This is a genomic window from Rhizobium sp. NLR8a (assembly GCF_019685235.1).
GTDB lineage: Bacteria > Pseudomonadota > Alphaproteobacteria > Rhizobiales > Rhizobiaceae > Rhizobium.
In genome coordinates, this window is record NZ_JABDWI010000002.1 from 40,216 (window position 1) to 53,485 (window position 13,270).

Below are 13,270 nucleotides of genomic sequence, written 5' to 3' on the forward strand. Positions count from 1 at the left end.
AAAAGGATTGGGTGTTTTGGACAACATTAGCGTATCGACGACAGACGTGCGGATCGAGCGGCATGCGAGCCAGCTTTCGCGACAACTGAAGCTCCTCCGCGACAAGCTGTTTCCGCCGCTTGCGCAGAAGACGCTGCGCACGTTCTCTTCCGGCGAAGCCGCGCAGATGATCGGTGTTTCCGACGGTTATCTTCGTCAGCTTTCGCTGGACGGCAAGGGGCCGCAGCCGGAACTTTCCTCGAATGGTCGACGCTCCTATACGCTCGGTCAGATCAATGAATTGCGCCATTATATGGCGAACCTCAAGCCGAAGGACGCGCTGAGCTACCTCCCGTGGCGTCGCCCCGGCGAAAAGTTGCAGACGGTCGCAGTCACCAATTTCAAGGGCGGTTCGGCCAAGACGACGACGACGCTTTATCTGGCGCAATATCTGGCGCTGGAGGGTTACCGGGTGCTGGCAATCGATCTCGACCCGCAAGCCTCGCTCTCCTCCATGCTGGGCGTTCAGCCGGAATTCGATCTTTCCGACGGCGATACGCTTTACGGCGCCATCCGCTACGATGCGGCTCGCAAGCCGCTGAAGGAGATCGTCCGCAAGACCTATTTCGACGGCCTCGATCTGGTGCCCGGCAATCTCGAGCTGATGGAGTTCGAGCATGAGACGCCGCGGGCGCTCAATGATCGCCAGAAGCCGGCCGAGCTGTTTTTCCGTCGCGTTGGCGTCGCTATTGCCGAGGTCGAGGCCGATTATGACGTGGTGGTGATCGACTGCCCGCCGCAGCTCGGCTACCTCACCCTCGGCGCCGTTTGCGCCGCCACGTCGCTGCTCATCACCATCCACCCGCAGATGGTCGATGTCGCCTCCATGTCGCAGTTCCTGTTGATGACCTCGGATCTTCTCTCTGTGGTTCGCAGGGCTGGCGGCGACCTGCAGCACGACTTCATCAAATATGTCGTCACCCGCCACGAACCCTTCGATGCGCCGCAGTCGCAGATCGTTGCGCTGCTGCGCAGCCTGTTCGGCGACGACGTGCTGACGGCAACCATCCTCAAATCGACGGCAATCGCCGATGCCGGGCTGACAAAGCAGACGCTTTACGAAATCGAGAAGGGGCAGGTGCGCCGCTCAACGTATGACCGGGCGCTGGAATCGGTCAATGCTGCCAATGGCGAGGTTCTTGCCGGCATTCACAAAGCCTGGGGCCGCACATGAGCAGACGCGACCGCCTGAAAGGTCTTTTCGACGATACGGCGCAGGAGTTGGCCGCGGCCAACTACGAGGAGCCTTCTTCGCGCGGATCGGCCGGTCCGGTTCGGACAATGGCGTTGACCCTTGGCCGCATGGAGGAAGAGAGCAGGGCGATGCAGGAGGCTTTGCTCTCCGGCGAGCGCATCGTCGAACTCGATCCCGATCTGATCGATTCTTCCTTCGTCCGCGACCGCCTTGCCGACCAGCCGCTCGATTTCGAGGACGAGCTGGTGCAGTCGATTGCCGATAATGGCCAGGAAGTGCCGATCCTTGTTCGGCGCCATCCTGAAGACGGCGAGCGTTACCAAATTGCCTACGGCCATCGCCGCCTGCAGGCCGTCAAACTGCTCGGCCGCAAAGTGCAGGCGATCGTCCGTCAGCTCGACGATACCGATGTCGTCATTGCACAGGGCATTGAGAATTCGGCGCGCCGGAACCTTTCCTATATCGAACGCGCCGTCTTCGCTCTCAATCTCGAGCTCAAGGGCTTTGAGCGTCCCGTCATCATGAAGGCGCTGTCCACTGACAAGACGGAGCTATCGAAGCTGTTGTCGGTCGCCAAGGCCATTCCGGCCGAAATCATCAGGTTGGTGGGGGACGCGCCTGGTATCGGACGGCGCAAGTGGATGGCGCTTGCCCAGGACTGGAATGGGACGACGGCGGCGCGGCTTGCAAAGCTAGTCGACTCGGAAGGGTTCAGGGCGCAGGAGAGCGACCGCCGATTCGAGCTTCTGGTCGCCGAGCTTGCCAGGAAAGAGGCCAAGCCCGTGCCAACCGAATATGACTGGATGCCGAAGAGCGGCGGCAAGATTGCCGGCCGAATCAGGAGCGCCGGCAATTCCTTCACGATCGCGTTGAAAACAGGCGATGCGCCGGATTTCGGCGCTTACATTTCACGCCGTCTCGATGAGCTTTACGAAGCCTATCAGGCCGGCAAGTTGCAAGCAGGAGAGTAGACCGCAAAAGAAAAAAGCCTCCGAACGTTGCCGCCGCGGAAGCCTTTCTCATATCTGGACAATCTGAGAATCGCACTTCCTCGAATCAGTGTCAAGCATCTTCGGCATCCTTTTGGGTGGTAGATTTCTTTTGCCTTGAAAAAAGGTGAGGGACATGGAGCCTCAATATGTATCGACGCCTTTTGGGCGGCGATCGATGACGCTTGGCATGCTGGCAAATCAGGAAAATGCCAGCAAGGTCGATCCGGATGCATCGGTCGACAAATGGAAGATCTTTCGCGCGCTCTGCGAAGCAAAGGAGATGGTCGGCGTATCCGATCGTGCGCTTGCCGTTCTCAACGCGCTGTTGACCTTCTATCCGAAGAACGAGATTGCCGAGGCCAACGGTTTCGTCGTCTTTCCTTCGAACGAACAGCTGTCGCTGCGCACGCATGGCATGGCCGGCACCACGCTGCGGCGAAACCTGGCGATGCTGGTGGAGTCTGGCCTGATCATCCGGCGCGACAGTCCGAACGGGAAACGTTTCGCCCGCCGTAACGGCGAGGGCGGGCTTGGGGAGGCCTTCGGCTTCAGCCTGGCGCCACTCCTCGTGCGCGCTCGCGAGATCGAGGCACAGGCCGCCCAGGTGCAGGCCGACAAGCTCGAATGGAAGCGCCTGAGAGAGCGGCTGAGCCTTTGCCGGCGTGACATCGCCAAGCTCATCGAGATCGCGTTGGAAGAGGAAATCGCCGGCGAATGGATCGAGATGCAGCAGCATTTCAATCGCCTGTCGGCAAGCCTGCCGCGCCGTCCGTCGGCAGCGGAGATTCAAAGCCTGCTGACCGATCTCGAAGCTTTCCGCCAATTGATCGTCAAGACGCTGGAATCGAAGACGAAAACAGAAAAAACGGACGCCAATGACAGCCGAAACGGTTGGCACATACATAATTCAAACCCACACCCCACATCTGAACTTGAACCAAGCTTCGAAACGAAGCAGGGCGCAAAGTCGGAGGAAGAGCCGCGGCCGTGGCGGGAGCCGCCGAAATCCTTTCCCCTTGCCATGGTGCTGCAGGCCTGCCCCGAGATTGTTGCCTATGGGCCGGGCGGCGGGATCGGCAGCTGGCGGGATTTGATGGCCGCCGCGGTCGTCGTTCGTTCCACCCTCGGCGTCAGCCCCAGTGCCTATCAGCAAGCCTGCGACGTCATGGGGCCGGAAAATGCTGCCACCGTGATCGCCTGCATTCTGGAACGCGGCGGCCATATCAATTCGGCCGGCGGCTATTTGCGTGATCTGACGCGGCGGGCGGAGCGCGGCGAGTTCTCGCTCGGTCCGATGCTAATGGCATTGATGCGGGCCAATGGTCCGATGGCGAGAAAAACGGGATGAAGGGCTCAAAAGCTTCGCGCCAGTCGCAGCGGTTTAAAGGGATTGTGGATCGGCAATCGCCATCTTCTTTGCTTGCTTCTCCGCGCTTTTGTTGAAACAAACCGTTAACCATGTCATAGATGGCGGAAGAAAATAGCTGTTTTGCTTCCATTTGTGAAAAACCGCAAAGCTTAACAATGCGCTATGATATCGACGGTACGATGCTTCAGACCCTACTTCCATTGCTCGCTGCGGCGGAGGATGCGTTGGCGCGACTGGACGAGCGGGTGTTGCGCTCGCCGGTGGGTGAGGGGTTTGCTGAACGCAGCCATTTCTTCGATGCCGCCGGCGCATTATGGGTTGCCGGCGAACTCGTTCATGTCGAGGATCTCGTTCTGCACGACGCGCATATGGATAGCCGCGCTCCGAGTCATGAATTGACGATCGCCCATTCGGTGCTGCGGACGCGTCGGCGCATCTGGACCGGCGAGCCGTCCTGGGCGCTCGGCGCCTCGGGGCTGGCGACGCTGACGGCGACCACGGGGGAAGGGGAGGGCCTCACTCAGGAGGCCAAGAGCCCGGCCGCTGCGGTCGAGGCCGACGATGAGGGCGAGGATGGAGACGCGCCGCTCGCCGCCGAGATGGCCGAGATCGATGCCATTCTTGCCCGCTCGCAGAAGCTCATCGACATCCATACGGGCAAAGCGCCGTCCGGCGAGGCGGCGGCAATATCTCCGGCCAAGCGCAACGATGACCCCCTCGGCCTGCTGGGCGACGAGGAATGGGATGAGGAGCAGCGGCTTGCGGAGTGGCGAGGCGTGCTGCCCCTGGCCGACAGCCTGCCGCCGGTTCTCGGCGCCGTCATCCTGTTCGAAACCTGGGACAGGATCGAGCCGTTGCGGCGTCAGCATTGGCTCGGCGGACTTCTCGTCGAAAGCTACCTGCGCGCCCGCGGCAAGGTCGCTTCCCATCTCTTTTCCTTTTACGGCGGGCTGAAATTGGTGCGCCACGAGCGGCGTCGGGCCCGTGACCGGGCGACGCGGCTGCAAGCCTTTCTTGAGGCGATGCAGTTGGCTGCGGCGGCCGGCCTCAAGGAAATCGACCGGTTGTCGCTGGCTCGCACGCAAATGGAGTTGCGCTTTCGCGGCCGCCGCTCGAACAGCAGCCTGCCGGAACTTGCCGACTTCATCCTGTCGCGGCCGATGGTGTCGGCAGCGATGATCGCCCGTCAGCTGCGCATCACGCCGCGTGGCGCGCTGAACCTCGTCAACGAGATCGGCATTCGTGAAATCACCGGCCGCGGCCGCTACCGCGCCTGGGGCATCATCTGAAACAGAAAAAACCGGCCGGGTCGACGTCCGGCCGGGTCTTTGCGAGTGAGTGCCCGGTCTGCCATCCTGTCACAGATTGCAGACCGGACGCTCTTGCGCTTCCATTGCCCCCAGAAGCGCAGTTCTATTCCCGCTCGCCCGTGAAGTTGAGCAGAAGCTGGAAGATGTTGACGAAGTTCAGGTAGAGCGAGAGCGCACCGAAGACGGCGAGCTTCTGGTTCGATTCCTGATCGTAGTTTTCCGAATACTGTTCCTTGATGTTCTGCGTGTCGTAGGCGGTGAGGCCGACGAAGACGACGATGCCGATCACCGAGATCGCGAACTGCAGCGCGCTCGAACCCAGGAAGATGTTGACGATGCCGGCGATGATGATGCCGAACAGACCCATCATCAGGAACGAGCCCATCTTCGACAGGTCACGCTTCGTCGTGTAGCCGTAGAGGCTGATGGAACCGAACATCGCGGCAGTGATGAAGAAGGTCTGTGCGATGCTCGTCTTGGTGAAGACCAGGAAGACGGAGGCGAGCGACAGGCCCATCACGGCGCAGAAGGCCCAGAAGGTGACCTGGGCGGTGCTGGCCGACATCGTCTGGATTTTGAACGAGAAGAAGAAGACGAAGGCGAGCGGCGCCAGCATCACGACCCACTTCAGCGGCGAGCCGAAGATCGGGACGTAGAGGGCCGGCGTCGAGCCGACGACGAAGGCGACGATGCCTGTGATGACGAGGCCGAGAGCCATATAATTGTAGACGCGCAGCATATGCTGGCGCAGGCCCTCGTCGAACAGGGCCTGGGTGCCGGCCGCGGCACCGTAGCGGGAATTGATCGGGTTCATGCTGATCTCCTCGGTTTGAATTAATAGAGCGAGCGGGCGAGCCGTTCGGCCGCCTGGTCGAGATTGAGACCGCTGTCGTCGGCGATCAGCGCATAGGCGACCTCGCCGATCTGCCAATAGGCGGCTTCTGCTTTTTCCAGCGTGAGATGACTGACCGGCTTGACCTCGAAGGCCCCGGGACGGACCGCGAAAAGCGACAGCCGCTTTCCATCCGACTGCTCGATCGCCATTTCGACGCTGGGGCCGAATTCGGACGGGAAGATCTGCACGTCGGCGACTTTCCAATCCCCAGGCAGTTCGGGCATGACGATGGCGGTGGCGGAGCGAATATCGTCCGCGCTGTAGGTGGCCGGCGTCTGCGGCGGCATTGATTGGCGCAGTGCCGCGGTCTGATAGGCGCGGACGGCATCCTCGACATAGGCGGGTGCGGGCACCGACGCCGATACCTCGGTCGCCGAAAAGGCGCCGAACGAATTATGCGCCACCCAGCCGGCGGTGACCAGAATGCCGACGGCGGCGATGCGCTGCATGGAATGGAAGATGCGGCCATAGGAAAGGCCACGTTCCAGCCGGCGGGCGGCATCGCGGGTCTCGGGACGGCCGAAGGCATTTTCGCCGGCAAGCGCCAGGCGCAGCTCACCCTTCATGCTCAGATCGGCCATGACTTTGGCGGCAATCGCCGGATTCTCCGAGAGATAGGACTCGACCTGAATGCGGCGGGCGACATCGAGCTCGCCATCCACGTAGGCGTCGAGATCGGCATCGATGATCGGATCAACTGCTTTCATTGCCGCTCCCTCCGATTAATTTGAGATGCGAAACGCGCGGCGACCTCTCCTCGAATTCGCGCAGCTGCGCCCGGGCGCGGGAAATGCGCGACATCAGCGTGCCGATCGGAATACCGAGCGCATTGGCGGCTTCCTGATAGGAAATGTCTTCGATGGCAACGAGATGCAGCGCTTCGCGCTGCTCCTCCGGCAGGTCGAAGAAGGCGTCGCGCACCTGCTGCAGGCGCACCGCATGTTCCTGGCCGGCCGGCAGCGACTGCTCGGCGTCGACAGCCGCTTCGTCATGGCGACGCGCCAGCGACCGGTTCTGGCGAAGACGATCGATGTGGGCATTGTGCAGGATGGAAAGCAGCCAGGTACGCAGGTTGCCACCGCTTCGGAAGCTCTTTCGCTTCTCGAAGGCGCGCACCAGAGCATCGTGCACCAGATCCTCCGCCTCATCCGAGTTGCGCACCAGCGCGCGAGCATAGCGCCTTAGCGCTGCAAGCTGTCCGATGACATCGAAGGGGCGGTCTTTGCGTTCCATGCTTGAGTATACGTAAGCGCGGCTGATTTTATTCCCGGCGGCATAAAAAAATCATGCCAGCCGGAAATCGCCGCCGCCGAACCGGGGAAATACCGCAAACGCATATGTGCCTTAAATCGGCGATTGTTTATGACAATTACATGACGGATCATCACGCCGCTGATTTGGAGGGGAAGGTAAAGGATGAAGGAAAAGAAGCGGGTCTACGAAGCTCTCGTGGACGGCGCCATGGAAGGGCTGACGGGTGAGGCACTCTATGAATTCGTCAAGGCGCGATGCCCGAAGGCCACCAGCAAGAAGATCGTCAGGGCTTCGCTTCTCGCTCTGACCGATCCTCATCTCAAGGACCGCAATATTCTCGACGTGATTTACGCGCTTGCGATCAAGCATCGCCTCGATGAGGGCGTGTTTGAGGACGGAGACGAGGACGAGCCCGCCGAGCCAGCGCCGTTCCAGACGGTCAGCTAGACCCTCCCGGCTTTCCCAGAATGGTCAGGGACCGTCCGAGAGCTCCTCGAGGATTGGACAGTCCGGCCGGTCGTTGCCATGGCAGGCATGCACGAGATGCTCGAGAGTGTGGCGAAGTTCCGTCAGTTCGCGGATCTTGCGGTCGATCTCCCCGAGTTTCATCTCGGCAATGTCCCTGACATCGGCACTCGCCCGGGCTTTGTCCTCATAAAGCGCCAGCAATTGCCGGCATTCCTCGACGGAAAAGCCGAGGCCGCGTGAACGCTGCAGGAAGCGCAGCTTGTGAACATCGGCCGCAGCATAGTCGCGATAGCCGTTTCCGCCCCTTTCGGGGCGGATCAGGCCGATATCCTCGTAGTAGCGGATGGTCTTCGAAGGCAGGCCGGACCGCTCGGATGCTTCGCCGATATTCATGGCCGTCTCCTATAATTTTGCAAAGCGCAGTCTCAGCGCATTTGATATCACCGATACGGACGAGAGGCTCATCGCCGCCGCCGCGATCATCGGCGAGAGCAGCAAGCCGAAAACCGGATAGAGGATGCCGGCGGCGACCGGCACGCCGAGCGCGTTGTAGCCGAAGGCGAAGCCGAGATTCTGGCGAATATTGTGCATCGTCGCCTCCGCCAGCCGCCGCGCCCTGACGATCCCGTTGAGATCGCCTTTAACCAATGTAATGCCGGCGCTTTCCATCGCAACATCGGCGCCGGTGCCCATGGCGATGCCGACATCGGCGGTCGCAAGAGCCGGGGCGTCGTTGACCCCGTCGCCGGCCATGGCGATCACCGCACCTTTGGCGCGCAGTTCCTCAATCAGCGCCTTCTTGCCTTCCGGCAGCACGTCGGCACGGACCTCGTCGATGCCGAGGCTTTTCGCCACCGCCCGCGCCGTGCGCTCGTTGTCGCCGGTCGCCATGATGATCTTCAGCCCGCTGTCGTGCAGCGCCTTGATGGCGGCTGATGTCGTCGGCTTGACCCGGTCGGCGACGGCGACGAGACCGGCAAGCTTGCCGTCGAGCGTCACGAACATCACCGTCTTGCCATCGCCACGCAGGACTTCGGTCTTCTCCGACAGCGCCGACGGATCGACGCCGAGATCGGCGAGCAGCGCCGCATTGCCGAGCGCCACCTTTGCACCGTCGGCTATGCCCTGGACCCCCTTGCCGGTTTTCGCCTCGAAACCGGTCACCTCCACGAAGGCGGCACCGCGCTCTTCGGCGCCGGCAACGATCGCTTCGGCCAGCGGATGCTCGGAGCCGCGCTCGAGGCTCGCGGCCAGCGACAGCAGCCCGTTCTCCTCGACGCCGCCGACGGCGACGATGTCGGTGAGCACAGGCTTGCCTTCGGTCAGCGTGCCGGTTTTGTCGACGATCAGCGTGTCGACCTTGGAAAAGCGCTCCAGCGCTTCGGCGTCCTTGATCAGCACACCTTCGCCAGCGCCGCGCCCGGTCGCGATCATGATCGACATCGGCGTTGCAAGACCGAGCGCACAGGGGCAGGCGATGATCAGAACGGCGACCGCGGCAAGCAGCGCGTTTGCCAGGCTCGGCTCCGGTCCGATGGCCGCCCAGATGACGAAGGCAAGGATGGCGACGGCGACGACGGCGGGCACGAAGAAGGCCGACACCCGATCGACGGCGCCCTGAATAGGCGCCCGCGAACGCTGCGCCTTGGCGACCATGTCGACGATGCGCGACAGCACCGTGTCTGCGCCGACCTTCTCGGCCGACATGACGAGGGAGCCGTTCTTGTTGATCGTGCCGCCGGTCAGCCCGTCGCCCGTCGTCTTCTCGACGGGCAGGGGCTCGCCCGATATCATCGATTCGTCAACGGTCGACTGGCCCTCCAGCACGGAGCCATCCACCGGTACGCGCTCGCCCGGGCGCACGCGCAGCCGGTCGCCGGTCTGGATCTCCTCCACCGGCACGTCCCTCTCGTTGCCATCGGCATCGATACGCCGCGCCATCTTCGGCGCGAGGTCGAGCAGAGCGCGGATTGCCGAGCCGGTCCGCTCGCGTGCCTTCAATTCCAGCACCTGGCCGACGAAGACCAGGGCGACGATGACGGCGGCCGCCTCGAAATAAACAGGCACCGAGGCGCCATGGCCGCGAAAGCTCATCGGGAAAAGACCGGGCGCAAGCGTGGCGACGACGCTGTAGACATAAGCGGTGCCGACACCGATGCCGATCAGCGTCCACATGTTCGGGCTGCGGTTGACGAGAGAGGCCCAGGCGCGGCGGAAGAACGGCAGGGCGGCCCACAGCACGACCGGTGTTGCCAGCGCTAGCTCAATATAGGTCGCCAGCGGTTCGCCGATCGCTTCCCGGAGCGGCAGGCCGAGCATCGGTCCCATCCCGAGCGCCAGCAGCGGCAGGGCAAGGATGGCGCTGACCCAAAGCCGCCTGACGAAATCGACAAGTTCCGGATTCGGTCCTTCGTCGGCCGGAGGAATGCCCATCGGCTCCAGCGCCATGCCGCATTTCGGGCAGTCGCCGGGCCGGTCGCTGACGACTTCCGGATGCATTGGGCAGGTATAGAGCGTACCCTTCGCCGCCGGTTTTGCCGCCGGACGGGCGCCGTTGCGATAGGCCGAGGGGTCAACCTCGAATTTGGTTTGGCAGGCGGCCGAGCAGAAGTAGAATTTCTCGCCTTCGAATTTGGCGAAGTATTTTGCCGTCGAACGATCAACGGCCATGCCGCAGACCGGATCCTTCGCCGTCAGATAATCCTGCGGCTGCGCCGCAAACTTCGTGCGGCAGCTCTCGGAGCAGAAATGATAGAGGCGGCCCATGTGGTCGAACGAGGGTTTGCCGGCTCGCGGATCGACCGTCATGCCGCAGACAGGATCACGGATCACCGCTTCGGCAGCCTTCTCCTGATGATCATGGCCGCAATGGCAGTGACCGTCGCCGTGGCTGTGATGATGATGGTCGTCGTGTTCGTGCTTGGTATCCATGGCTATCTCCTGTGCCCCAAAGGGCAGTTGGAGAGGCTTATCCACCTTCCAGCAACTGGAAGGTCAAGTGCTAATCTTGACGACATCGATTTTTTCGAAACCGCCGCGTTGCGCAGCGCGACGGCGATCGTCGCCCGATCCTCAAATCGCGCCCGAGGCTCAGATCGGACTGATCAGCCCGAGCGGCTGGCTCCCGAGCAGTGCGGCGACCGAAATGCTGCCTCCCGGCTCGATCGTTTTTCCCGTCACGAGATCCGCCTTCAAGCCATGGAGAGGGGAGGGGACCGCGATCGCCGTGTCTTCCCAGAATTCCGGACCGGCAAAAAGCACGCCGGGATCGAGCCAGCCGAACATCAGCCGCGGGGCGGCGGTGATTGCGAATTCGCTGTTGTGCACGCGGGCGAAAGCAAGCACATGATCACGGCGGCTGCCCGTCGTCTTCAACGGCAGATAGTCACCCCCGGCAAAGAGAACCGGATGCCGCTGGCGCAGCTGCAGGCCGATTGCGATGATGCGCTGCTTCAAGGCCGCCGCCTGGAGCTTGGCGATGGGTCCGGCTTCATCCAGCCAGGCCGTCAGGCTGGCGTGATCGACAGGCCGGCGATTGTCCGGATCGACAAGGCTGAAGTCGAAACCTTCCGCGCCCTGGTAAATGTCGGGAATGCCAGGCGCCGTCAGCTTGAGCAATGTCTGCGACAGGCTGTTGACGTAGCCGGCCGCAATAAAGGGCTGCAGCACCCTTTCGAAATCTTCCAGGAAGGCGTCATTGTCCGGCAACACCAGCGCCGCCGCATAGACTGTGATCGCCTCCTCGTAGGCGCCCTCCTGGTCGGTCCAGGCGCTGCGCAATTTCGCCTCGCGCACCGCCTTGACCGCGTAATCGGTAAAGCGGGCGCGAAGGTTTTCCATCTGTGCTCTGTCGAATTCCTCCGGCCAGACGCCGGCGAGCGCCTGATACAGCATCCATTCGGTATTGGGCTCCGGCGCCGCCCCATCTGGCAGATCCTTCAGCCAGGGCCGGTTCATATCACGCCAACGCGCTACCGCCTGGGCAAACACATCCGCACCCTCGCTCAGGACATAGAGCCGCGCGCGCGCATCCTCGCCACGTTTGGTATCGTGCGTGGAGCTTGCCGAAAGCCCATGCGGCTGCAGCCGCGCCCGCTCGGCCATGCGACGATGGAAGCCATCCGGGCCCTCGGGCGCCTTGCCCGGTTCGCCGCCGACCTCGTTTGCGGCAAGCAGCCTGTTATAGCGGTAGAACAGCGTATCCTCCATCGCCTTCGCCATGACCGGCCCGCTCAGCTGTTGAAAGCGGATTCGGAATTCGTGTGCCGCATCGCCTTCGATCTTGCCTTCGAGAAGCTTCAGCACGTAGTCGAGCGCGCGCCGGTCGTCGAGCCGCGCCATCACTTGCGATGCGGTTGCGGCAAGAACGGCCGAATCCTGCCAGCTCAGCTGACCACCGTCGCCATAGGTGCGGTAGACGGGGAATGCGATCAGCAGCTCGCGTATGGCGGTGGCAATCTCTTCCCGGCTTATCTCGGGAAAGATGCCGGCCGCCATCGCTACCAGCCTGCCGGTCTCACCGGCGAAATTGCGCTCGACCATCTGTCGCTTGGCCTGCCGGCGGCCCTCATCGAGATCGCCCGCTTCGCCGGCGAGGCTGCGATAGGCATCGTCCAATATCCGCAGGCCGCCGGCGTCGATGAGGAGCTCGCCGAGGGCGGCGATGAATTCATATCCGGTGGTGCCGGCGACCGGCCAGCTCACCGGCAGGACCTCGCCCGCCCCGAGGATCTTTTCGACGACGATATAGGTGTCTGTCCCGACTGCTGCCCTCAGCCTGTCGAGATAGGCCTTGGGTTCGGCGAGCCCGTCGACATGGTCGATGCGCAGGCCCTGCACCTTGCCATGGCGCACGAGTTCGAGCACCAGCCGGTGCATGTCGTCGAACACATGGGGATCCTCGACGCGGGTGCCGACCAGTCCGGTCACCTCGAAAAAGCGGCGGTAACTCAGATGCCGCGCCGCTTCCTTCCAATGGATCAGCCGCCAATACTGCTCGTCATGCAGGCTCCTCAGGAATTCGCGATCGGACGAGACGTCCTCGAGTTTTTCCTGAAGGACCGCCCGATCGCCTCCCTCGAAGAGGATGTCGCGCAGCGCGCGGGCGAAGTCCTCGCCTGAGGTCGCGGCCGCGGCCTCGGCCATTCGCATTGCGACCGGATCGTCAAGCCGGTTGGCGATCGCGCCGTAGCTGCTCGGGTTCACCGGCAACAGCGTCTGAAAATAGGCCAAGGCGAAATTGCCGTGCGTCTCGTCGAGCACGAGGCGCAGTTCGCCTGATGCCAGCGCCTCTTCGAAATCCTGGCCGAGCTGCGGCAGGGTCAGCGGTTCGCTCCAGTCGATGTCGAAATGGCTGGCATAGGCGCTCTGCGGGCCGAAGGCCAGCACGTCCCGCCACCAGGCGTTGTCAGGCGAAGCGGCCATGTGGTTCGGAACGATGTCGAGAACCAGTCCCATGCCCGCCGAGGCGAGGCTTTCCGTCAGCCGGTCGAACCCGGCGCGACCCCCAAGCGCCGGATCGATCTCATTGGCGTCGGTGACGTCATAGCCGTGAGTCGAGCCGTTGACGGCGGTGAAAATCGGCGAGGCGTAGAGGTGGCTGATGCCGAGCGTCTTGAGGTAGGGAACGAGGTCGCAGGCACGATCGAAAGTCATGCCGTTGCGGAACTGTATCCGGTAGGTCGCTGTCGGAAGAGTCATGAGGCCGTCTGACGTTGGAGGGAGACCTTTTCCAACGGTTGTGCCCGG

11 protein-coding genes are annotated in these 13,270 nt (G+C 62.5%); 5 read left to right on the forward strand and 6 right to left on the reverse strand.

Annotated elements, in window-relative coordinates; all coding sequences use genetic code 11:
- The first annotated feature begins 16 nt into the window (after positions 1-16).
- The 4 genes from repA to HJC04_RS03510 all read left to right on the forward strand — a co-directional run bounded on the left by repA (position 17) and on the right by HJC04_RS03510 (position 4,884).
- On the forward strand, positions 17-1,213 hold the full coding sequence (repA, locus tag HJC04_RS03495) for a plasmid partitioning protein RepA (protein ID WP_210632464.1): 1,197 nt from the start codon (positions 17-19) through the stop codon (positions 1,211-1,213).
- Complete coding sequence (gene repB / locus HJC04_RS03500) at positions 1,210-2,205, forward strand: plasmid partitioning protein RepB (protein ID WP_221144784.1); 996 nt, start codon at positions 1,210-1,212, stop codon at positions 2,203-2,205. The genes repA and repB overlap by 4 nt, the downstream gene beginning before the upstream one ends.
- 154 nt (positions 2,206-2,359) lie before the next feature.
- Positions 2,360-3,574 (forward strand): plasmid replication protein RepC, encoded by a 1,215-nt coding sequence (gene repC, locus HJC04_RS03505; protein WP_221144786.1) that lies wholly within the window; start codon positions 2,360-2,362, stop codon positions 3,572-3,574.
- Between the two features lie 176 nt (positions 3,575-3,750).
- The gene (locus HJC04_RS03510; RefSeq protein WP_221123084.1) at positions 3,751-4,884 is read left to right on the forward strand and encodes an RHE_PE00001 family protein; all 1,134 of its coding nucleotides are present in this window, start codon (positions 3,751-3,753) and stop codon (positions 4,882-4,884) included.
- A 124-nt stretch (positions 4,885-5,008) separates the two neighbouring features.
- Here the strand turns inward: HJC04_RS03510 and HJC04_RS03515 are convergent, their stop codons facing one another.
- Genes HJC04_RS03515 through HJC04_RS03525 form a run of 3 tightly spaced genes read right to left on the reverse strand, consistent with a single transcriptional unit; the run spans position 5,009 to position 7,033 of the window.
- Positions 5,009-5,719 carry a Bax inhibitor-1/YccA family protein gene (locus HJC04_RS03515; protein ID WP_184473408.1) on the reverse strand — a complete coding sequence of 237 codons (711 nt, stop codon included), beginning with the start codon at positions 5,717-5,719 and terminating at the stop codon, positions 5,009-5,011.
- A 20-nt stretch (positions 5,720-5,739) separates the two neighbouring features.
- A complete protein-coding gene (locus HJC04_RS03520) occupies positions 5,740-6,507 on the reverse strand; it encodes an anti-sigma factor (protein WP_221144789.1) in 768 nt (255 codons plus the stop codon).
- The gene (locus HJC04_RS03525; RefSeq protein ID WP_221144791.1) at positions 6,494-7,033 is read right to left on the reverse strand and encodes a sigma-70 family RNA polymerase sigma factor; all 540 of its coding nucleotides are present in this window, start codon (positions 7,031-7,033) and stop codon (positions 6,494-6,496) included. Before HJC04_RS03525 ends, HJC04_RS03520 begins: the two co-directional genes overlap by 14 nt.
- Before the next feature lie 183 nt (positions 7,034-7,216).
- Here HJC04_RS03525 and HJC04_RS03530 point away from each other — a divergent pair, with 183 nt between their 5' ends.
- On the forward strand, positions 7,217-7,501 hold the full coding sequence (locus HJC04_RS03530; RefSeq protein ID WP_210632470.1) for a hypothetical protein: 285 nt from the start codon (positions 7,217-7,219) through the stop codon (positions 7,499-7,501).
- A 24-nt stretch (positions 7,502-7,525) separates the two neighbouring features.
- Here the strand turns inward: HJC04_RS03530 and cueR are convergent, their stop codons facing one another.
- The 3 genes from cueR to treY form a co-directional block, all read right to left on the reverse strand.
- Complete coding sequence (gene cueR, locus HJC04_RS03535; protein WP_221144792.1) at positions 7,526-7,915, reverse strand: Cu(I)-responsive transcriptional regulator; 390 nt, start codon at positions 7,913-7,915, stop codon at positions 7,526-7,528.
- 9 nt (positions 7,916-7,924) lie between these two features.
- Positions 7,925-10,453 (reverse strand): heavy metal translocating P-type ATPase, encoded by a 2,529-nt coding sequence (locus HJC04_RS03540; protein WP_221144795.1) that lies wholly within the window; start codon positions 10,451-10,453, stop codon positions 7,925-7,927.
- Between the two features lie 159 nt (positions 10,454-10,612).
- On the reverse strand, positions 10,613-13,222 hold the full coding sequence (gene treY / locus HJC04_RS03545) for a malto-oligosyltrehalose synthase (protein WP_221144796.1): 2,610 nt from the start codon (positions 13,220-13,222) through the stop codon (positions 10,613-10,615).
- Between the last annotated feature and the right edge of the window lie 48 nt (positions 13,223-13,270).